Raw genomic sequence first — 22,051 nt, 5'->3', positions numbered from 1 at the left:
CTAGAATCTCAACCGGTTAGCCTGTATACTTTCTCGTCATTCAACTTATCAGTTAACTAAATTTTGGAGTTCTCATGGCACGCGTAACAGTTCAAGACGCTGTTGAAAAAATTGGCAACCGTTTCGACTTAGTTCTGGTTGCGGCTCGCCGCGCTCGTCAAATGCAATCTGGCGGTAAAGATGCATTGGTGCCGGAAGAGAACGATAAGCCAACGGTTATCGCTCTGCGCGAAATCGAAGAAGGGCTGATCACGAAAGATGTGCTGGATGCACGTGAGCGTCAAGAGCAGCAAGAACAAGAAGCGGCAGAGCTGGCTGCAGTTAGCAGCATCATGCACAACCGTTAATCGTAGCGATTTAACCCGCCGGGCCTGAAATTTGTATCTATTCGATAGTCTAAAAGACGTTGCCCAAGAATACCTCACAGAGCCTCAAATTGAGGCTCTGCGCCAATCTTATGTGGTAGCCAGAGATGCCCATGAAGGGCAAACCCGCTCAAGCGGCGAACCTTATATCATTCACCCTGTTGCCGTAGCGCGAATTCTCGCCGAGATGCGTCTCGATCTAGAAACGCTACAAGCGGCACTGCTGCATGATGTGATTGAAGATTGTGATGTCACCAAAGAAGACTTAGATGCCCATTTTGGCAGCTCAGTCGCCGAGTTGGTGGACGGGGTGTCTAAGCTCGATAAGCTCAAATTTCGCGATCGCAAAGAGGCGCAGGCGGAAAACTTTCGCAAAATGGTGCTGGCCATGGTGCAGGATATTCGGGTTATCCTGATCAAACTGGCCGACCGCACGCACAACATGCGCACCCTCGGTGCACTGCGTCCGGATAAAAAACGCCGCATTGCCCGTGAAACCTTAGAAATTTATGCTCCCCTCGCCCATCGTTTGGGTATCCATAACATCAAAACCGAGCTCGAAGAGTTAGGCTTTGAAGCGCTCTACCCGAACCGTTATCGCGTCCTAAAAGAGGTGGTGAAAGCCGCGCGTGGTAACCGCAAAGAGATTATCCAACGCATCCACAGTGAAATCGAAGGCCGCTTACAAGAAGTGGGGCTGCCTGCTCGCGTGGTGGGTCGCGAGAAAAACCTGTTCTCCATCTACAACAAGATGAAAACCAAAGAGCAGCGCTTTCACACCATTATGGATATTTACGCGTTTCGGATTGTGGTGGATACGGCAGATACCTGCTACCGCGTACTGGGTCAGGTGCACAGTTTGTACAAGCCGCGCCCTGCGCGAATGAAAGATTACATTGCCGTCCCGAAAGCCAACGGCTATCAATCGCTGCACACTTCCATGGTTGGCCCCCACGGCGTACCAGTTGAAGTGCAGATCCGTACCGAAGATATGGATCAGATGGCGGATAAAGGGGTGGCAGCCCATTGGTCGTACAAAGCCAATAGTGAACGAGGCGGCACTACCGCGCAGATTAAAGCGCAGCGCTGGATGCAAAGCCTACTTGAGTTACAACAAAGCGCCGGTAACTCTTTTGAATTTATCGAAAACGTCAAATCCGATCTGTTCCCAGATGAGATTTACGTCTTTACCCCCAAAGGCCGTATCGTTGAGCTGCCAATGGGCGCAACCGCCGTCGATTTTGCTTACGCGGTACATACCGACATCGGTAATACCTGCGTCGGCGCGCGAGTCGATCGCACGCCATACCCACTCAGCCAATCGTTGAAAAGTGGCCAGACGGTGGAGATCATCAGCGCGCCGGGCGCTCGTCCGAATGCGGCATGGCTCAACTATGTGGTGACTTCGCGCGCACGCACCAAAATTCGCCAAGTGCTGAAAACGATGCGTCGCGAAGACTCGATTACTCTCGGTCGTCGCCTACTTAACCATGCGCTTGGCGAACACTCGGTTAACGAAATTGCCCCAGAGAACATCAGCAAAGTCTTGAGCGATCTAAAAATCGCCTCGATGGATGATTTGCTGGCCGCGATTGGTTTGGGTGAGTTGATGAGTATCGTGATTGCACGCCGTCTACTTGGCAATGCTGATGAACTGACCGAGCCTAGCAAATCCGCCGGCAATAAAAATAAACTGCCGATCCGCGGCGCAGAAGGCATTCTGCTCACCTTTGCCAACTGTTGTCACCCCATTCCTGACGATCACATCATCGCTCACGTTTCACCGGGACGTGGCTTAGTGGTGCACCGTGAAACTTGTCCAAACGTACGCGGCTATCAAAAAGAGCCAGACAAGTACATGGCAGTGGAATGGACCAAAGATTACGATCAAGAGTTCATTACTGAGCTGAAAGTGGATATGCAAAACCGCCAAGGTGCACTGGCAGAACTGACCAATGTAATCTCCAAAACGGGCTCGAATATTCATGGCCTGTCAACGGAAGAGCGCGATGGTCGCTTGTACACGGTCACGGTTCTGCTCACCACCAAAGATCGGGTACATTTAGCTGGCATCATGCGCAAAATTCGCACCATGCCTCACGCGCTTAAAGTGCGCCGCCGTAAGAACTGATCAACACCAGCGAGGGGGAAACCTGCGTTTCACCCCTCTCTTGGGCAATTTTTCCTGTACAAAAACACAGCTCGATGTTTGAATAGCCATTAAGTCAAATGGTTAGATCAAACGCGCATGTCACAACTCCTCTCAGCCATTCCTCTCTGTGAACTCTCCGGTGTCGGGGCCAAAGTCGCCGAAAAACTGGAGAAAGTCGGTTTGCACACGGTGCAGGATCTGCTGTTTCATCTTCCGCTGCGTTATGAGGATCGCACTCGCGTTTATCCGATAGCGCAACTGCACCACGGTTTATGGGCCGCGGTACAAGGCAAAGTGATGGCGGTGGATACCCTGTTTGGTAAACGCAAAATGCTCACCGTAAAAATCAGTGATGGCAACGGTACACTGACGCTGCGCTTTTTTAACTTCACCGCGGCGATGAAAAACAATTTTGCGGAAGGCAAGTTTGTGCATGCCTATGGGGAGATCAAACGCGGTAATCAAGGCTTAGAGATCATCCATCCTGACTACAAATTCTTTGCTCCTGCACAAACGCCAGACGTTGAGCCGAACCTCACTCCGGTTTACCCAACCACTGAAGGTTTACGCCAACTCACCCTGCGTAATTTGACCGACCAAGCGTTAGCGCTACTGGACAAATCCGCGGTGCAAGAGTTACTGCCATCCGGACTTTACGATCAGCAGATGACCTTGGCCCAAGCGCTGAAAATCATTCATCGTCCATCGGCGGATATCGATCTGCGCCTGTTTGAACAAGGGCGACATCCGGCGCAAGTTCGGCTAATCATGGAAGAGCTGCTGGCGCAGAATCTCTCGATGCTTGCGATTCGCAGTCAAGGCCAGCAAGATGTGGCCTTGCCTCTGGCTCCTGTTCACCAGCTTAAACAGCAACTTTTAGCGCAACTGCCCTTTTCACCGACTAAGGCGCAGCAGCGTGTGGTTGCCGAAATCGAAGCGGATTTAGAAAAACCACATCCTATGATGCGCTTAGTGCAAGGCGATGTCGGCTCAGGCAAAACCTTAGTCGCAGCGCTTGCGGCAGTGCGGGCGATTGAGCATGGCTATCAAGTAGCCTTGATGGCCCCCACCGAGCTATTGGCCGAGCAGCACGCGCTCAATTTTGCGCAGTGGCTAGAGCCGATGGGCATTCAAGTGGGATGGCTCGCGGGTAAGCTCAAAGGCAAAGCGCGAGAAACGCAGCTGGCACGCATCGCCAGTGGCGAAGTGAAAATGGTCGTCGGCACCCATGCACTGTTTCAAGAGCAAGTGTCGTTTGACCATCTAGCCTTGGTCATTATTGATGAGCAGCATCGCTTCGGGGTACATCAGCGTTTAGAGCTGCGCGAGAAAGGCGCAAAACAAGGTGCGTATCCGCATCAGCTCATCATGACCGCCACTCCTATTCCGCGCACATTAGCGATGACGGCTTATGCCGATTTGGAAACCTCGGTGATTGATGAATTGCCACCCGGACGCACTCCCATCCAAACTGTGGCAATTCCGGATACCAAACGCGATGAGATTGTCGAGCGTATTCGCCACGCCTGCCTCAACGAAGGCAAGCAAGCGTATTGGGTGTGTACTTTGATTGATGAATCCGAAGTGCTGGAAGCACAAGCGGCCGCAGAAACGGCAGAAGAGCTGCAACGCAAACTGCCCGAAGTCAAAATCGGCTTAGTGCATGGCCGGATGAAACCGGCTGAGAAGCAAGCGGTAATGCAAGCGTTTAAAAACAATGAGCTGCATCTGCTCATCGCCACCACAGTGATTGAAGTGGGCGTGGATGTGCCCAATGCCAGCTTGATGATCATTGAAAACCCCGAGCGTTTGGGGCTAGCTCAACTACACCAGCTACGCGGCCGTGTTGGGCGTGGTACCGTAGCCAGCCATTGTGTGCTGCTGTTTCATGCACCACTCTCCAAAACCGCGCAAAAGCGTTTAGGCGTTTTGCGTGAAAGCAACGATGGCTTCGTCATCGCGCAGCGCGACTTGGAAATTCGCGGCCCCGGAGAGCTATTAGGCACCAAACAAACCGGCTTAGCCGATTTCAAAATTGCCGATCTGGTACGCGATCAGCAACTGGTTCCGCAAGTGCAACGCATCGCGCGACATATCCATGAACGCTACCCACAAAATGCACAAGCCATCATCGACCGCTGGTTAGGCGAGCGTGACATCTACGCCAAAGCGTAACAGTTGATCCTCATCAATTCACCGCTGAATCGACAAGGCAAACGTTTGCTTTCCTGAGTAAAACCTCTATAATCGCCGCCATTTTCCGGTAAGCGCAAACGTTTACCTCTCTACCCAGAGCAGAGTCTGATTATACCCAAACTACTTGGAGTTGCAGGTAAGCGGCAAGTGAATTCATCCCCATGAGCATAGACAAACTATGTGATTGGGGTGAACGAACGTAGCCAACACCGCTGCAGCTTCAAGTAGGAAGGGGATAACAGCAATCACAGAAGCGGCTTCTGCTCCACCTTGACCACCCATTCAGCGTGCGCAAGGTATTATTGACCATCAGGAAAATCGCTATGACACAACCGACTTCACGTAAGGCAGATCTGGTCTATCAACTCAATGATCGTCCCCCTTTGCCTCAAACTCTCTTCGCAGCCTTGCAACATCTGCTGGCGATGTTTGTCGCCGTGATCACCCCATCGCTGATCATTTGCCAATCCCTTGGTGTACCTGCCGATCAAACCAACACCATTATCAGCATGTCACTGTTTGCTTCGGGTTTGTCATCCTTCATTCAAATCCGTACCTTTGGCCCAATTGGCTCAGGTTTGCTTTCCATTCAAGGCACCAGCTTTAACTTTTTAGGCCCGATTATCGGTGCAGGACTCGCACTCAAAGCAGGCGGTGCAGATATAGAGACCATGATGGCCGCGATTTTTGGCACGATTTTGGTCGCCTCAAGCGCTGAAATTTTACTGTCCCGCGTGCTGCAATTTGCCCAGCGCATTATCACTCCATTAGTCTCTGGCATTGTGGTGACCTTGATTGGCCTGACACTGGTACAAGTTGGCTTGATTTCGATGGGTGGCGGTTATGCAGCAATGGCTGACGGCAGCTTTGGTAGCCTTGATAAGCTTGCACTAGCAGGCACCGTATTGGCGATCATTGTGCTGCTTAACCGAGCGCACAACCCTTACGTGCGAGTGGCTTCGATTGTGATTGCGATGCTGGTAGGTTATGTAATGGCGTACCTGATGGGCATGGTCAATACCGATAATTTGGCACAGACTCAACTCATCGCGCTGCCTATCCCGATGCAATATGGTTTAGGTTTTGACTGGTCGCTGTTTATTCCTCTGCTGCTGATTTTCCTCATCACTGCACTAGAAGCGATTGGTGATATCACGGCGACCTCCGAAGTTTCTGGTGAACCCGTGAAAGGCCCTGTGTACATGAAGCGCATCAAAGGCGGCGTATTGGCTGATGGCCTCAACTCCGCATTAGCCGCAGTCTTTAACAGCTTTCCAAACTCCACCTTTAGCCAAAACAACGGCGTGATTCTATTAACCGGCGTTGCCAGCCGTTATGTGGGTTACTTTATCGCGGGTATGTTAGTGCTGCTTGGCCTCTTCCCCGGCGTTGCGAGCTTTGTACAGTTGATTCCGGAGCCTGTGCTTGGCGGTGCAACGATTGTGATGTTTGGTACGATTGCTGCGGCAGGCGTGCGCATTATCTCTCGCGTCGATTTGGATCGCCGCGCGATTCTGATCATGGCGCTCTCCTTCTCGATGGGTTTGGGAATTGCGCAAAAGCCAGAAATTTTGCAGTTTATGCCTGAATTTATTAAGAATCTGTTCTCTTCTGGTGTAGCCGCAGGTGGTATTACCGCCATCGTGCTTAACCTGCTGCTGCCCGAAGTACGCCGAGATGAAAACGCCGCTTCGGTTACCGAAACGGCGCAAGAATCAAACTAACGGTTCAATCAGGGCTAACTTAGGTTAGCCCTTTTGCGGCTTAGTCGGGAAACTGATTTGAGCACGCAGCCCCCCTTGGCTGCGATTGCTAACCGACACCGCACCATGATGCTGGCTGACAATCCGTTTCACAATCGCGAGGCCTAAGCCCGTCCCTTCACTACCCCGCGCGGTATCCCCACGAGTAAAAGGCTCAAACACTTTATTTACTTGGCTTGGGTCGATACCCGGCCCATTGTCTTCGACAGACAACCAGACCAGCTTCTTATCGGCCGTCATACCGCTACTCACTTTCACCCAACCGTTACCGTAGCGAAGCGCATTCACCACTAAGTTACTCAGCGAGCGTTTAATCGCAATCGGGTTACCAAAAGCAGGTGTGAGATCTGCTTGTAACTCGGTTTCAATCTGCACTTCGTAGCCCCCTTCAGAGCTTGCCACATCGCTCGCAATATCATTCAGATCCACCGCTTCAAACGCTTCACGATTGACAGGTTTCAGGTAATCCATAAATTGGCTGATGATCTGGTTGCACTCTTCGGTATCACTGATGATGCTCTCAGCAAGATAGCTATCTTCTGGCGACATCATCTCGGTTGCTAAGCGAATTCGAGTCAAGGGCGTGCGGATATCATGACTGATCCCCGCCATCAGCAAAGCGCGATCCTCTTCAAGAGCTTGAATACCTTTCGACATTCGATTAAACGCGCGCGTTACCGAGCGGATTTCCAATGTACCTTGCTCTGGCAAATTCGGGGGCGTTTCTCCGCGACCTACCATTTTGGCGGCTTTTTCCAAGGCAATCAGTGGACGGTTTTGCAGACGAATAAACAACCAACCACCAATCACAATCAATAGCGCCATAATAATGCTGTTACGAAATAGCGGCGCGAAATCTTCTTCCTGCAGCTCTGAGAGTGGAATACGCAGCAACTGGCCGGGCAGAGAATCGATCTTCATCCACAAGATGTAGCTCTCTTCGCCCAACGCCATGCGCACTTCTGTGGGTGAACCCAGCTCACCACTCATCTCTTCGCTCATCAAATCCAAACTGATCGCGTGTTGATATTCAACCGCTTCGGGGCTGTCGTTACTATGAATCGTCACCCCTAATTGCTCAAGCACACGCCTTTTGAGCAACGCATCCATTTCGGAACTGACATTGGGATTACTGGTGTCATCCAGCATCAAGCTGATTTCATGGGCAAGAATTTTGTTGAATTGCTGCAAACTTGGCAGCAACGCATAGTTAAAGACGGCGTAGTAAGAATAGATTTGGCTAGCGATCAATAGGGAGAAAAACAGCAGGATCGATTGGGTAAATGAACTGCGAATTCGCATAAGGCACCTAAATGTAGCAAGGGCACGCGCGGAGCGAGGACGCCCTTGCCCGGCGTGCCTAAAAGAAGTTAGTTGGCGGCTTTACCATCAGGAACAAACACGTAACCGAGTCCCCATACGGTTTGAATATAGCGCGGTTTGCTAGGGTCAACTTCGAGCATACGACGTAGACGAGAAATCTGTACGTCAATCGAACGCTCCATCGCAGAATATTCACGGCCACGCGCCATGTTCATCAGTTTATCGCGCGAAAGCGGTTCACGGGCATTGGTCACCAGCGCTTTCAACACAGCAAATTCACCGGAAGTGAGCGGCATTGCCTCTTCACCACGGAACATTTCTCGCGTACCAAGATTTAAGCGAAACTCACCAAATTCAATAATGGTCTCTTCCGCACTGGGCGCTCCCGGCGCTTCAATCACTTGGCGGCGCAGCACCGCTTTGATACGCGCCAGCAACTCACGCGGGTTAAATGGCTTAGGCAGATAATCATCGGCACCGACTTCTAGGCCGACAATGCGATCAATCTCATCACCTTTAGCAGTGAGCATCAGAATCGGGATCATGTTGTTGGAATTGCGCAGACGACGACAGATAGACAAACCATCTTCACCCGGCAACATCAAATCCAGCACCATCAAATGGAAGTTTTCACGCGTCAGCAGACGATCCATCTGCTCACCGTTAGCAACGCTGCGAACTTGAAACCCCTGCTCGGACAGGTAACGCTCAAGCAGCGCACGCAAACGCGCATCATCATCTACCACTAAAACTTTATGATTTTCCACCATGATCCCACCTAACTGTTGTTCAATTCCCGACTCTTCGGGCGAGTAAAATGTAACATCGTTACCGCTCACCGCGCGTAAAGAATTGTTAATCTTTATGTCTTTGTATAATCAGACGACTTCGATTTCGCGCCTCATCCAAAGGGTATAACGGAACTGCTCATAATTCGCAATCAATAGTCGTAATATTCTCTATACCCAAACAACTTGGAGTTGCAGGTAGGCGGCAGTAAGTAAATCCCCATGAGCATAGATAGACTATGTAATTGGGGTGAACGAACGTAGCCCCCTGCCATTTCAAGTAGGAAAGAGATAAATGGCTCACGACTCCCCTTTCTCGTACTCAATCGAATTGATAAACCACTCTTTCATGCCCGTGGGGGTTTGCACCTGAAACTCTTCATCCACTTGCTTTTTGAGTAGCGCGCGCGCCATCGGGGAATCAATCGAGATGTAATCTTTGGCATCGCCGTAAATCTCTTCGGGGCCGACAATGCGAAACTTCTTCACGTCTCCGGCTTCGTTTTCAATTTCCACCCAAGCACCGAAAAACACTTTGCCTTCTTGCTGCGGTGAATAATCAACGATTTTCAGCTCTGGCAGCAACTTACTCAGGAAGCGTACACGACGATCAATCTGGCGCAGCAGACGCTTGTTGTAAGTGTAATCAGCGTTCTCTGAGCGATCGCCAAGGCTCGCCGCCCAAGAGACTTTTTGAGTGATCTCGGGACGTTGTTCTTTCCATAAATAGTCGAGCTCTTGCTTGAGCTTGTTGTAGCCAGCTCGGGTAATCAGCTTAGTTTTCACACGGGATTCTCAACAAAATAGGGTTGCGCGAAAAGTACCGATTTTTCGCGCGCTTTGCCAGTCAGGACAAAAGATTTGACTGAAAGCTCTCAAAAGCGAGCGGCAGACGTGTTATTAATAACCGCCTATTTTTATACTGGCATTGTTGTGTAAATCGATGGAACTCAGTCTCGATTCTACGCTCTGATTCAGCTACATTCACTTTTCACCTGATTAGAATGCGGCGTTTATGACGCGCTTACAGCGTTCTCCCTTATTCATTGGATGAAGCATACTAGATGGAAAATTAAGTCTGAGAAACTACAATGCTAAGGTTGGTGAAACTTACGCCATGATTAAAGCACTGAACAAGCTTACAGTGCTTGGTATTCCTGAAACACAGTGTGTTGTATAAGAATCACTCAATTGAAGGTATTTTGGTTCTCTGACCGAATTACGCAACAAAGCCGATACTCATTATTCAATCCTATTACTAATAATTGGCAACAAAATTAAAAACTCAACAAACCCTATTATTATCAAAAGGTTCAATATATGAACCAAATATTTTGATCCATGCTTTATTTTTAAATATTCTACTATTTTTATGTTGCCACAAGTGGCTTTCTGAGCATAAATTGCCATAAAAAATAACACATGGGCAACATCAGAGGTTTCATTGAGCTTATTATTGAAGTTTCTGTCTGCCAAATTATCAATCATAACACAGAAAAGGAGTTCGCCATGAATGCTTTTGCAGTAGCAAACTAATTAGTGAGTTAAATAACTAAAATATCATTTTTTCTGTAGAGAGCCACTGTGCTCTCTATTTATTGTAAAGGACTATAAAATTGATTTTAAAGTTGGCTAACTATGTTCAAGTTGCACCCTGTAGTATCGGTGGATATTTTGGTGCTGGCGGAAATCAACACAGAATTGACTCCCATGCTGAATGGCGTGCACTTATGATTGTTTCAAGCACATGGAAAAAACCTCTTGATGAGCAGTCTTTGAGAGCTCTATGTATGAAAGAACTTAATGAATCAGAGCTAGACTATGCCGTTAATTTTTTGAAAAATACACAATCGTTAATCGAAGATGGTGAATTTAATAACGAAGATCGTTACAGCCGAAATAAGCTTTACTACAATCTCCTTGGAGGAAAACCGAGTGAAGTTCAGGCAAAAATTGAAGCGAGCCATGTAACCATAATAGGTTGTGGAGGAATCGGGAATTACATTTCTTACAAGCTTGCTACTTCTGGAATAAAGAAAATCACAATTGTCGATGGCGACTATATAGAAGCGAGTAATCTTACACGGCAAGTTCTTTTCGGAGAGGATGACTGTGGGCGTGACAAAATTGATGTGCTTGAGCGTGAATTGTGTCGAAGAAACTCAACGGTTGAAATTGAGAAACTGAAGCTTCATATTAGCTGTCTTTCCGACATATCTAAGATCCCACCTAGCGACCTATTCGTTGTTTCAGCAGATCATCCTGCTAACCTAATTTTTTTGATAAATGAATACTGTGTCTCCAATAAACAGCCATATATTAATGTAGGTTACATAAATGATATTGCAGTAGTTGGGCCATTTTATATACCGGGACAAACATCTTGTATTCAGTGTGACGATATCGTGTCTGATTTTTCGATGTCTGGTGCATTAGCGGACAAAATCAAGATAATTAACTCTGACTTTAAAGCTTCGACTTTTTCTTCAACTAATGGCATATCGGCGTCATACGCCTTCAACGACATTATGAAGTTTCTTGGTGGCTATGGTGAGATACTTTCAGTGAATAAGCGGATCGGGATTCACACTCAGCGTGTGGAAATTGAGACTCAAATAATCAATAAGAATGAAACGTGCAAAAAATGTTCAATAGTAGAATAATAGTCGGCTATGGTGTTGCCTTCAATTCATTTAGGATGTTGGTTGGTGCAATAGCCGCAATCTATATGATCAATCAAGGCTTATCGATATATGAGGTTGGGATAATTAAATCGATTCAAGCCATGGTCATACTCTTTGTCGACATCCCGCTTTCATATGTGGCAGATAAGTTCAGTCGAAAATTTTCTATTGCTCTGTCCACATTGCTAGGATCAGTATGGCTCACTTTTATGTGGATTGGATCGGACTTTAATTCCTTCTTAATTGCAGAAGTTTTTAACGCACTTTCTCTGTCTCTTATTGGTGGCGCGTATTTAGCATACCTTATCGACAACTCAGAATCTTCAAGTGAGGCTGATATCAAAAAGATAACAGCTAGCTACAGTAAGTACCACTTCTTCTTTGTAGGATTTAGTGGGTTTGCTGGCGGTATATTATACAACTATATTGGTGCATATCTGTGGGCATTAGCCGCTGCGTTGTGCTTGGTTTTATTCTTCTGTTCTTTCCTACTCCCAAGTGACAAAAATCACTCAAACGCAGGTAAAAAAAATAGAACCTCACTATTCCAAGATATACGCGCTATATATATTGAGATATGTTCAGAAGGGACTGTCATTGTGATTTTAATCTCGGGACTGCTATTTGTATCCCTCTATTACCAAATATTAATTCAAATATGGCAGCCATATGTAGTAAGTGGGTTTGGGAGCTTGTCAAACGAGGGCATTCTGTTTGGAGTATTATTCTTAATTATTCAACTATCACAGTCAATTACATCCTGGTTTATTGAGAAATTAAAGAATATAAATCTAGTTTTTATCTTCGGAATGGCATTAAGTGCGACTTCCACTATACTCCTGATTAATGGAGGTTCATGGACTACTATGGTGGCGGTAATAGTCATATTCTGCGCAAACTTGATGATGCGAAACTTCTTCTCGATTAAGTTTCAGGCACTAATTAGCCCATCATTTCGTTCAACAATTGATTCCTTATTCTCAACAATGATGAGAATTGTGTTGATCATAAGCCTTCCTTTATCTGGTAATGCTATCGATACTATTGGTTGGGAAGTTATGACAGCCTTATTTGTAGGTAGCTATGTCATGGCGTTTACAGCCTATACAATGCTTCCCAAAAATGAAGTCAGGAAGGTCTATGAACAAGAACCATAGATTGATTTTCTTCTTAGATGACAAATGCATCATGTGTAATAGATTTTGTCAGTTTTTAGCAAAACGGCTTGAGGGGATTGAATTTCACTCAATTTTTTCTCCAGCAGCCTACAAGTTGTTTAAGAAACATAGTATTGAGATTAAACCGGATGTAGATACATCTTACTTGTGGAATGGTGATAGATTCTTAGCGAAGAGTGAATGCTTCTTCTATCTATTAGGCAAAATGAGTTATCCATACAAGGTAGTTGGGTGGGTAGGATTTTTGCAGCACTTCGGTGCTGACTTAGTATATGACCTGATTCAAAAAAATCGACATAAGCTTTTTGTTAGTGATAGCTGCCTTATCACTCCAATTCAAGTCATTCCAGATAAGGAACTATTGGAGATATTTGACCTTGAAAACTATTAAACCAAATAAACAGAATTTGTTGTGGGGGCTGTTTTTGGGCGTATTTTTTGTATTCCAGTTTTATAACTCATTGCAAAACAAAAACTTATTCCCATTCTCAAGCCATAACTTCTTTGCCTACAACGTACCTGATGTTGTTGTTAAAACCGAATTGATATTGCGCGACAAATTCGGAAACGAAGTCGCTGCACACCCTGCCCATTTTATGGAAATTGAGTTTTTTAAAGCCAACCGCATCATAGCAAAGCTGTTCATGAGTGGTGAGTTTAGCAATGCTCAGAAATCCGACTTTATGAGGTTTATAGTGGAGCGTATCAAGAAAGAACCTTGGGATAGCTTTGATGAAACCTTTCAGAGTGTTTCTTTACGCGATGACTTTGAACTTAAGTCAATCTCATTCGATATAATTTCCAAGAACTACGGACTAAATGAAAATGGTTCATTTATTGAGGAATTAAGTAGAGAGACCGCCTTTGTATATGAGGTTACACAATGATTAATCAACTATTTTTATTTCGGTTTTTAGTAAGTCTTGCAATTATCATTTTAATCATAAGAGGTCCTTACAATGAATTCTCGGTTTACTCGTTCGAATTATTCAATGGAAACTCAGCTATTTCAGCGATTTTCCTTCCGTCAAAGTACATAATTATTACTTTACTACTAGCACAATTTGCAAACAAAAAACTATGCCCATTGTTTTCAAGTTTGGCCGCAGTGATATTCCTTGTGTTCAACTGGTATGCCGCTAATAGCTCACCCTCGGAGATGTATAACTACAATACCCACTTAAATATTTTTTTAATTGCTATTGCCATCGGAGACATTTTTATGGCGATGCATAGAGATGTGGAGCGATATGTCTTTTCTTTCTCAAGATTTTATGTTGCTGTTTTCTACTTTCAATCGGGTATAACCAAAATAATCCACGCAGGGTTTGAATGGTTTGATGGTCGCACAGCATGGGTTTTCTCGATGGAGATGGGAACACCGCTTGGAAAGTATATGACAAACTACCCGGAGCTATTCGCAATTGGCTCAATTGCTATTGTTCTGTTTGAAGTGATGTTCCTCCCTCTTTACTTGATCAGATTTCATGTAGAAAAGTTAGTCATAGGTGCGTTTATGCTTCATATGAGTGTATTTATAATCATGAATATTGCCTTTTGGCACATGTGGATGATTTTCCCTGCACTCTTCTACCGTGAGCTATCTGATTATATTAGGAGTTGGATAAAAAGAGACCGTAAATCGCCAAAAATGATAGTTCTATCTTAACTAAAACTGGAGCGTTTTATTTAATTAAGGTAAAGGCATAATTCTGTTCAGTTAGAAGGTTGAACGTTCTTATAGGTAACTTATAAAGGCTCTAAATATCGAAATTTAGAGCCTTTTATTTTGCAATTACATAGCCCTCACACTCGCCAATTGTATCCACTCCATGAACTCACGTGACAGGTATGTTTGAAGATGGGCAAAAATGAGTTAAGCAAGTGAGCCTTATATCTCTAAAGGCCTTATGGTTATAGTTTAATATATAACATCTCCGTTGCATGCTTTGGTTTTTCAAAAATACCCAAGTCTTTTCCCTGCTAATTTATAAACTTCTTCTTTATCTTTATCTTTATCTTCATTTTTTATTTTTAGTTCAATAACTTAACCTTTTCGATTTAAGAGAGCAGATCGAACCACTTTAAGCTCATATGATCGTGCTCTCAGAAAACTAGGTAGTTATTCTCGCGAACGCTTACTATCACTTATGCTACAAGTAATCACTCTAGGCACAACAACGAAACCTTTCTAAAATTTTAGGATAAATGCTCCTCGAAACTCATCGATTAATCAGTGTATTACACAAGAATTAACCTTGGGTGTTAAGAAGCTTTTAGAGCAAGAAAAATAGTACACCACCATAGGTACAGTACTATTATATTATTCATTAATTTCAATAGGTAACACCAATTAGTATGGGGGATGAGGTACTACAGCCTAATCAGCGTTCTCTGAGCGATCGCCAAGGCTCGCCGCCCAAGAGACTTTTTGAGTGATCTCGGGACGTTGTTCTTTCCATAAATAGTCGAGCTCTTGCTTGAGCTTGTTGTAGCCAGCTCGGGTAATCAGCTTAGTTTTCACACGGGATTCTCAACAAAATAGGGTTGCGCGAAAAGTACCGATTTTTCGCGCGCTTTGCCAGTCAGGGCAAAAGATTTGACTGAAAGCTCTCAAAAGCGAGCAGCAGACGTGTTATTAATAGCCGCCTATTATCAGTAACTGTCTAGAGGGCAGGCTCAAACTCCTCTTCCATTCAAACGTTGAGCTGGAGTCAGGCGTAACTGCCCCCATATAAACCGAAAATGTCAAAAAGAGACCACCACGGATGAGCAAAGCTATCTGCCACCAGATTGCTCAAGAACTGAATGTTCGCCCTGAGCAAGTTATCGCTGCCGTCACCCTGATCGACGATGGCAATACCGTTCCTTTTATCGCCCGTTACCGTAAAGAGGTGACGGGAGGATTGGATGATACCCAACTGCGCAACTTAGATAGCCGTCTTGCCTATCTGCGTGAGATGGATGACCGTCGCCAAACCATCCTCAAATCGATTCAAGAACAAGGCAAACTCACCCCTGAGCTGGAGCAGGCGATTTTAAGTGCCGACAGCAAAAACCGCCTTGAAGATCTCTATCTGCCTTACAAACCGAAACGCCGCACCAAAGGCCAAATCGCGATTGAAGCGGGTCTTGAGCCACTGGCCGATACGCTGTGGACGCAGCCTAATACTGACCCTGAAAGCGAAGCGGCAAAATACATTAATGCCGAGAATGGCGTCGCTGACAGCAAAGCCGCACTGGATGGCGCACGCGCTATCGTGATGGAACGCATCGCGGAAGATGCCAACCTACTGGAAAAAATCCGTCAGCACCTCAATCGCAACGCGGAAATTGTATCGCGCGTGGTCGAAGGCAAGGAGCAAGCGGGCGAGAAATTTAAAGATTACTTTGATCACCGCGAGCCGATCAGCAAAGCACCTTCGCATCGCGCATTGGCTATGCTGCGTGGCCGTAATGAGGGTTTCTTAACCCTGACGTTGAATGCCGATCCTGAATTGGAAGAGAGTGCGCGCCAATCTTACTGCGAAACTCTGATTGCCGAACATTACGGTATTCATTTGAGCCAAGCGACGGCCGATGCGTGGCGCAAGCAGGTGATCAATTGGGCATGGAAGATCAAAATCTCCATGCACATGGAAACTGAACTGATGAGCGCGATGAAAGAGCGCGCGGAAATCGAAGCGATTGAAGTATTCGCCACCAACTTAAAAGATCTGCTGATGGCGGCACCGGCGGGCCCTCGTGCGACACTGGGCCTCGATCCGGGTCTGCGCACTGGCTGTAAAGTCGCCGTGGTTGACGCAACCGGTAAAGTGCTGGCAACCGATACCATTTACCCACACGCACCACAGCATCAGTACGATCGCGCCATGCAATCTATCGCTCTGCTGGTGAAAAAATTCAACGTAGACCTGATTGCGATTGGTAACGGTACGGCGTCGCGTGAAACCGATGCTTTTGCGGCGGATTTAATCAAGCGCGGCAACCTCAAAGTGCAAAAAATCATGGTCAGCGAAGCGGGTGCATCGGTGTATTCCGCTTCAGAGCTGGCGGCGAAAGAGTTCCCGAATCTGGATGTTTCACTGCGCGGCGCAGTCTCTATCGCGCGTCGTCTGCAAGACCCACTCGCAGAATTAGTGAAGATCGACCCGAAATCAATCGGGGTTGGCCAGTATCAACACGATGTGAGCCAAACCCTGCTTGCGAAACGTCTGGATGCGATTGTTGAGGACTGTGTAAACGCCGTAGGTGTGGATGTGAATACCGCCTCGGCAGCGCTACTGACTCGTGTTGCAGGCTTGTCTGCGGCACTCGCGCAAAACATTGTGGATTATCGTGATGAAAATGGCCGTTTTGAGTCGCGTAGTGCCCTCAAAAAAGTGCCACGTTTGGGGCCTAAAGCGTTTGAACAGTGTGCTGGCTTCCTGCGCATTATGGATGGCAAAAACCCGCTCGATGCCTCAGCAGTGCACCCAGAAGCGTATCCGGTAGTGAAAACTATCGCCGAGAAAAACAGCAAAGATCTGAAAGCGCTGATTGGCAATACCGAGTTCCTGCGCACTCTGCGCGCGGTCGATTACACCGATGAAAACTTTGGTGTACCCACCGTGACCGACATCATCAAGGAGCTGGATAAACCGGGGCGTGACCCGCGTCCGGAATTCAAAACCGCGACCTTTGCTGAAGGCATCCATGAGGTGTCAGATCTGGAAGTGGGCATGGTGTTGGAAGGCGTGGTCTCTAACGTCGCCAACTTTGGCGCGTTCGTGGATATCGGCGTCCATCAAGATGGCTTAGTGCATATTTCTGCGCTGACCGATCGCTTTATCTCAGATCCGCGTGAAGTGGTTAAAGCCGGTGACATCGTCAAAGTCAAAGTGATGGAAGTGGATGTGCAGCGTAAGCGTATAGCTCTTTCGATGCGCTTAAACGATGAGCCGGGACAAGATAACCGTAGCCAACGCAGCGCTGCGCCACGCGCAGGGCAAGAGCGCCGCGCTCCGCGCCGTGATGAACCGCAAGGTAATGCCCTGGGTGGCGCGATGGGCGGTGCGTTTGCCGCCGCTTTCGCTAAAGCGAAGAAATAGCCAACGATAAACGCATTTCATCATGACGTAGCCGTTAGGCCGCATAAAAAAATCCCCACCGAAGTGGGGATTTTTATTGCGCGAGATAACTCACCTACAAAACTGCAATCACCTCTGAAGGTGTGTTGGGTGCCACTGCGTGACCATAATAGTATTTGATCACGACACGCCGGCGCGCCATTTTGCCTTCTGTTATCGCCGCATCAATGATGTGCTTAGGTAAGCGAAAACGCATCGCATAACCTTTGCCTTGATCTTGGCTGTACGAAGCGATCGCGAGTAATTCAAACAATCGCTCTAGCTCGCGTTTCGGCTCATCGTGATAAGAGGCCTCTGCCTCTGTTTCACCACCCACATCATAACTCGGGTGCTCAGCAGGATCCCACGACGGCTGTTTGCGGCGTTTATCATCCTCTTTGATCTTACGTTCAGCGTTCGATTTGGCCAGTTGTACAGTTGGCGTCACTGGCTCGCGAACGCGATTGTCGCGTGCGGCCTGCTCCGTTTGCACGTTCACTGATGGGGCGATCAGCGGCACACTGACATTGGTCGGTGACACTAGCATAGCCGAAACCTCCTCAGCTTCGCCCACCCTCGGCTTTCACTCCGGGTTAGTCTATTTATCGACCTGTTCCGAAAATGATTGAGTCAAATTTTGGTCAGCGCGACAAAATTCACACTCCTCCCAAACGACTTGAAGTGACAGCTTAAAGTCGGAAGGGGGATCTAACGAGCCGCAAACTCGATAAGTTGCTGACAAAACGCCTCCGCCTCGGTCATAAATGGCGCATGGGAAGATTGGTCGAACATGAACGCTTCACTGTAAGGCGCTAAATGGTTCAAATCACGGGCAACTTTCGCGGGGACTAACCCATCCAACCGACCATACAAACGCAGCATGGGCACGCTGATGTGTTGCAGCTCATCACGCAAATCGACTTCGGCGAGCATCGTCAGCCCCGCGAGCAATGATTGGGGATTAGGCATGGGGCGCGACAGCACAGCCTGTTTAAGGGCTTTCACATCTTGGCGTGCACTTGGGCTACCCATGGCTTGCAGCGCCATAAAACGCTCAATAGTCAGCTGAAAATCGGCCACCAACTGATCGGTAAACGCGGTCAGCACATCCGGTTGAATACCACGCCAGCTGCCCTGCGCCGCAAATTTGGGCGAGGAAGCGACCGTCACCAATTTGCTGACATAGTCTGAATGGTGCAGCGCCATGTGCGTGGCGACTAAGCCGCCCAGCGACCAGCCGACCCAAATGGCGTTGCGCGGTGCATGCTCTAACAAGGCTTGAGCAATCTCTTCTAAGCTCGCGGCATGTTGCTCGGTACTATGACCATAACCGGGTAAGTCCACCACATGCACTCGAAAATGGTCACTCAAGGCTTGTGCGGTTTGCTGCCACACCGCACCATTCATGCCCCAGCCGTGTACCAATATCAGATCTTGCCCTTGTCCACTGACTTGCCAATACAACGCCATGGTCACAGTTTCTCCGTCTATTTCCATCTTCATCCACTCTGCCAATCGGCAAGATGAAGCACATTACCCAGATTCTTGGCTCGCTATGTTAACCAATTCGCTCAGAAAAACCACCGCACCACTGCTCATTCCTGAGTGCCATCTTTGTCGACTGGCGCTTGATACAAATTCGCCGTTTGGCGTCTGCTCTGCCTGCCAATTTTGGCTTGAGCACGGTTATCGCTGCGCACGCTGCGGTTTACCGACCCTCACCCCAGTTGAACAGTGCGGGCAGTGTTTGAGTCAGCCTCCGCCGTGGCGAAAACTGATGTGTGTCGGCGATTACCGCTTTCCACTTAGTGATGCGGTGCATCAACTCAAATACCAACGCCAGTTTTGGCAAGCGCCGCGCTTGGCTAAGCTACTCGCCACCCAGATTAACGAGCCAGCCCCGTTGCTGTGCAGTGTACCGCTGCATTGGCGGCGACGTTGGCTACGCGGCTTTAATCAAAGCGATCTGCTGGCACGCGAATTAGCCAATGTGCTGAACATTGAATATGACCACCAACTCTTTGCACGCCGCCGAGCCACACCGCATCAACAAGGACTCAGCAAGGCGCAGCGAATCCACAACCTACGTGATGCGTTTGTGCTCAATCATCCGCCAAACCAACCACATGTTGCAATTGTGGACGATGTGGTGACCACAGGCAGTACAATCCGACATTTATGCGATTTACTGCTTGATGTCGGTGTGCAAAGCATTGATATTTACTGCATATGCCGTACTCCCGAGCCGAAAGATAGCCACGGTTGACGTTTTTTAACGCAAAAGGGCTGGATCATCGCTAACTCAGGAGTAGAATGGTGAGCAATAACCTATTCTTTTACTCAGGTATTCGTCGTGTCAAATCCAATTACTATTACTGAATCTGCCCAATCTCACTTCGCTAAGCTGCTGGCTCAGCAGCCTGAAGGCACCAATATTCGTGTGTTTGTGGTTAACCCTGGCACCCAAAATGCCGAGTGTGGCGTCTCTTATTGCCCACCGGAAGCCGTAGAAGCGACTGATACGGAATACCCTTTCAGTGGCTTTTCTGCCTATGTTGATGAACTTAGCTTGCCCTTTTTGGAAGAAGCGGTGATTGATTTTGTCACCGACAAAATGGGTTCACAACTGACTCTGAAAGCCCCTAACGCGAAAATGCGCAAAGTTTCTGACGATGCCTCGCTGATGGAGCGCGTAGAATACGCCCTGCAAACCCAAGTCAACCCTCAATTGGCCGGCCATGGTGGCCACGTTCGTCTGATCAGCATTTCGGATGATGGTGTGGCTCTGGTGCAATTTGGCGGTGGCTGTAACGGCTGCTCTATGGTCGATGTGACACTAAAAGAAGGCATTGAGAAAGAGCTGCTAGCTCAATTTGCCGGTGAACTGACTGCGGTACGTGACTCCACCGAGCACGATCGCGGTGAGCACTCTTACTACTAAGCGTTCAGCCTGCTTATCACTCCAATTCGAAGCTGATGTATTCACATCAGCTTTTTTATTGGTGTCGGCATATTGAGCGTTTCAAACTGCGTTTATTTCTCATATATTAAGAAAAATTTTTTGCTCAGGAGTCTGCGTATGTCATCCAAATCTTTACCAGAAATTCTGGATCGCGAAACGGTCGCCAAATCGCGTCTGTTTACTATTGAAGCTTTGGATCTGCGTTTCTCAAATGGTGAACAAAGAACCTATGAACGCATGAAGCCGAGTGGTCGTCATGCGGTAATGATGGTGCCGGTCACCGCGCAAGGAGATCTACTCCTCGTGCGCGAATACGCCGCGGGAACGGAGCGTTATGAATTAGGCTTTCCAAAGGGCTTAGTCGATCATGGTGAAAGCGCTGAACAAGCGGCTAATCGTGAGTTAAAAGAAGAAATTGGTTTTGGCGCGCGCCAGTTAACCCCGCTCAAAGAGGTGGTGCTGGCTCCCTCTTACTTCTCGAGCAAAATGGTTCTTTTTGTTGCTCAGGATCTATACTCAGAACAGTTAGAGGGGGATGAGCCAGAGCCGTTGGAGATCATTCGCTGGCCTTTAGCACAAGCAGAAGATCTGCTGACCCATCTCGATTTTTGTGAAGCGCGCAGCATCACAGCCTTGCTGTTGGCTCTGCGTTTTCTTCAGGCGTGAATCGCACGCCTTCGGAGTCACTATGTCTACACCACAGGATCTCTCGCACTTACTGCCCGATGTCATTAACATCGCGCGAGCGGCAGGGCAACTCATCCTCGATATCTATCAAAATAAATCTTATGAAGCCTTCACCAAAAGTGATTCAACACCCGTCACCAGCGCCGATTTAGCCGCACATAAGTTTCTGTGTGAGCAGCTGCGCGAGCTGACCCCTGATATTCCGATCCTCTCAGAAGAAGAGGCCAATATCGACCTTGCCACTCGCGAAACATGGCAGCGCTATTGGCTGGTGGATCCGCTTGATGGCACTCAAGAGTTCATCGCACGTAGCGGCGACTTCGCGACCATCATTGCGCTCGTGGAAAATAACCATCCGGTGATGGGGGTGGTGTATGGCCCCGTTTCTGGTGTGACTTACTACGCTTACGCAGGTAAAGGGGCATGGAAGATCCCCGACATGGCGCAGAGCCTCAAAATTCAGACTCACAAACATGAGCTGCCGAGCAGCTCGATCGCGATTGCCATCAGCCGTCGCCAAGACATCAACAAAATCACGCGCCGTTTAAGCAGTGCTTGGAATTATGACTTAGTGCCACTGGGCTCTGCGGCACTGAAAGCCTGCTTAGTAGCAGAAGGTGCAGTAGATTGCTATCTGCGTCTTGGTCCAACTGGCGAATGGGATACCGCCGCAACCCAGTGTATTGTCGAAGAGGCGGGTGGGCGCATTCTGAGCACTCAATTATCCCCCCTCTCTTACAATGAGCGGGAAACCTTAGAAAACCCGAACTTCATCGTGCTTGGTGATGCGGATTTACCTTGGAATGAGATCTTAAAAATCAAAGACTAGCCGATAAAATTTCACG

General features: G+C 47.7%; 19 protein-coding genes and 2 pseudogenes. 15 read left to right on the top strand and 6 right to left on the bottom strand.

The annotated features are described in order from the left end of the window. Positions 1-74: 74 nt before the first annotated feature. From rpoZ to R4537_RS06410, 4 genes are all read left to right on the top strand, one after another. Positions 75-347 carry a DNA-directed RNA polymerase subunit omega gene (gene rpoZ / locus R4537_RS06425; RefSeq protein ID WP_000135052.1) on the top strand — a complete coding sequence of 91 codons (273 nt, stop codon included), beginning with the start codon at positions 75-77 and terminating at the stop codon, positions 345-347. Positions 348-378: 31 nt separating this feature from the next. Then, complete coding sequence (gene spoT / locus R4537_RS06420) at positions 379-2,496, top strand: bifunctional GTP diphosphokinase/guanosine-3',5'-bis pyrophosphate 3'-pyrophosphohydrolase (protein ID WP_029627710.1); 2,118 nt, start codon at positions 379-381, stop codon at positions 2,494-2,496. A 117-nt stretch (positions 2,497-2,613) separates the two neighbouring features. Beyond that, the gene (gene recG, locus R4537_RS06415; RefSeq protein ID WP_071179338.1) at positions 2,614-4,692 is read left to right on the top strand and encodes an ATP-dependent DNA helicase RecG; all 2,079 of its coding nucleotides are present in this window, start codon (positions 2,614-2,616) and stop codon (positions 4,690-4,692) included. Between the two features lie 344 nt (positions 4,693-5,036). Then, complete coding sequence (locus R4537_RS06410) at positions 5,037-6,437, top strand: uracil-xanthine permease family protein (RefSeq protein ID WP_000193491.1); 1,401 nt, start codon at positions 5,037-5,039, stop codon at positions 6,435-6,437. 24 nt (positions 6,438-6,461) lie between these two features. Here the strand turns inward: R4537_RS06410 and envZ are convergent, their stop codons facing one another. The 3 genes from envZ to greB form a co-directional block, all read right to left on the bottom strand. Next, the gene (envZ, locus tag R4537_RS06405) at positions 6,462-7,778 is read right to left on the bottom strand and encodes a two-component system sensor histidine kinase EnvZ (RefSeq protein ID WP_071179339.1); all 1,317 of its coding nucleotides are present in this window, start codon (positions 7,776-7,778) and stop codon (positions 6,462-6,464) included. Positions 7,779-7,846: 68 nt separating this feature from the next. Then, positions 7,847-8,569 (bottom strand): osmolarity response regulator transcription factor OmpR, encoded by a 723-nt coding sequence (ompR, locus tag R4537_RS06400; protein WP_000230023.1) that lies wholly within the window; start codon positions 8,567-8,569, stop codon positions 7,847-7,849. A 318-nt stretch (positions 8,570-8,887) separates the two neighbouring features. Further along, positions 8,888-9,373 carry a transcription elongation factor GreB gene (gene greB / locus R4537_RS06395; RefSeq protein ID WP_071179340.1) on the bottom strand — a complete coding sequence of 162 codons (486 nt, stop codon included), beginning with the start codon at positions 9,371-9,373 and terminating at the stop codon, positions 8,888-8,890. Positions 9,374-9,644: 271 nt separating this feature from the next. Between greB and R4537_RS06390 the strand changes: the two are divergent. From R4537_RS06390 to R4537_RS06365, 6 genes and pseudogenes are all read left to right on the top strand, one after another. Further along, positions 9,645-9,767, top strand: a pseudogene (locus R4537_RS06390) (IS5/IS1182 family transposase); the annotation flags it as partial. A 436-nt stretch (positions 9,768-10,203) separates the two neighbouring features. After that, positions 10,204-11,250, top strand: coding sequence for a HesA/MoeB/ThiF family protein (locus R4537_RS06385; protein ID WP_057557102.1), 1,047 nt, complete (start codon positions 10,204-10,206; stop codon positions 11,248-11,250). Continuing rightward, entirely contained in the window at positions 11,232-12,428 is a 1,197-nt protein-coding gene (locus tag R4537_RS06380; RefSeq protein WP_000483409.1) for an MFS transporter, read from the top strand. The genes R4537_RS06385 and R4537_RS06380 overlap by 19 nt, the downstream gene beginning before the upstream one ends. Then, the gene (locus R4537_RS06375; RefSeq protein ID WP_001038665.1) at positions 12,412-12,840 is read left to right on the top strand and encodes a DCC1-like thiol-disulfide oxidoreductase family protein; all 429 of its coding nucleotides are present in this window, start codon (positions 12,412-12,414) and stop codon (positions 12,838-12,840) included. The genes R4537_RS06380 and R4537_RS06375 overlap by 17 nt, the downstream gene beginning before the upstream one ends. Next, positions 12,827-13,336: a hypothetical protein gene (locus R4537_RS06370; RefSeq protein WP_000849062.1), complete on the top strand. Its 510-nt coding sequence runs from the start codon at positions 12,827-12,829 to the stop codon at positions 13,334-13,336. The genes R4537_RS06375 and R4537_RS06370 overlap by 14 nt, the downstream gene beginning before the upstream one ends. Then, positions 13,333-14,118 (top strand): hypothetical protein, encoded by a 786-nt coding sequence (locus tag R4537_RS06365; protein WP_000609952.1) that lies wholly within the window; start codon positions 13,333-13,335, stop codon positions 14,116-14,118. The genes R4537_RS06370 and R4537_RS06365 overlap by 4 nt, the downstream gene beginning before the upstream one ends. 714 nt (positions 14,119-14,832) lie before the next feature. On the opposite strand, the pseudogene R4537_RS06360 reads toward R4537_RS06365, so the two are convergent. After that, a pseudogene (locus R4537_RS06360) lies at positions 14,833-14,973 on the bottom strand (transcription elongation factor GreB); the annotation flags it as partial. Between the two features lie 244 nt (positions 14,974-15,217). Between R4537_RS06360 and R4537_RS06355 the strand changes: the two are divergent. Next, on the top strand, positions 15,218-17,539 hold the full coding sequence (locus R4537_RS06355) for a Tex family protein (protein ID WP_071179341.1): 2,322 nt from the start codon (positions 15,218-15,220) through the stop codon (positions 17,537-17,539). 94 nt (positions 17,540-17,633) lie between these two features. On the opposite strand, the gene R4537_RS06350 is transcribed toward R4537_RS06355, so the two are convergent. Both R4537_RS06350 and bioH read right to left on the bottom strand, forming a co-directional pair. Beyond that, positions 17,634-18,104: a hypothetical protein gene (locus R4537_RS06350; RefSeq protein WP_000961396.1), complete on the bottom strand. Its 471-nt coding sequence runs from the start codon at positions 18,102-18,104 to the stop codon at positions 17,634-17,636. A gap of 161 nt (positions 18,105-18,265) precedes the next feature. Beyond that, complete coding sequence (gene bioH, locus R4537_RS06345) at positions 18,266-19,027, bottom strand: pimeloyl-ACP methyl ester esterase BioH (RefSeq protein ID WP_071179342.1); 762 nt, start codon at positions 19,025-19,027, stop codon at positions 18,266-18,268. Here bioH and R4537_RS06340 point away from each other — a divergent pair. The 4 genes from R4537_RS06340 (at position 18,963) to cysQ (ending at position 22,035) form a co-directional block, all read left to right on the top strand. Next, positions 18,963-19,823 carry a phosphoribosyltransferase family protein gene (locus R4537_RS06340; RefSeq protein ID WP_080483554.1) on the top strand — a complete coding sequence of 287 codons (861 nt, stop codon included), beginning with the start codon at positions 18,963-18,965 and terminating at the stop codon, positions 19,821-19,823. The genes bioH and R4537_RS06340 overlap by 65 nt on opposite strands. Positions 19,824-19,910: 87 nt before the next feature. Continuing rightward, positions 19,911-20,498 carry a Fe-S biogenesis protein NfuA gene (gene nfuA / locus R4537_RS06335; RefSeq protein ID WP_000070178.1) on the top strand — a complete coding sequence of 196 codons (588 nt, stop codon included), beginning with the start codon at positions 19,911-19,913 and terminating at the stop codon, positions 20,496-20,498. Positions 20,499-20,636: 138 nt separating this feature from the next. Next, a complete protein-coding gene (gene nudE / locus R4537_RS06330; protein ID WP_000095816.1) occupies positions 20,637-21,185 on the top strand; it encodes an ADP compounds hydrolase NudE in 549 nt (182 codons plus the stop codon). 22 nt (positions 21,186-21,207) lie between these two features. Beyond that, on the top strand, positions 21,208-22,035 hold the full coding sequence (cysQ, locus tag R4537_RS06325) for a 3'(2'),5'-bisphosphate nucleotidase CysQ (protein ID WP_000106799.1): 828 nt from the start codon (positions 21,208-21,210) through the stop codon (positions 22,033-22,035). Positions 22,036-22,051: the final 16 nt, after the last annotated feature.

This window comes from Vibrio paracholerae, from assembly GCF_037672085.1.
Classification (GTDB): domain Bacteria; phylum Pseudomonadota; class Gammaproteobacteria; order Enterobacterales; family Vibrionaceae; genus Vibrio; species Vibrio cholerae.
This window is presented reverse-complemented; position numbering and strand designations above follow the sequence as displayed.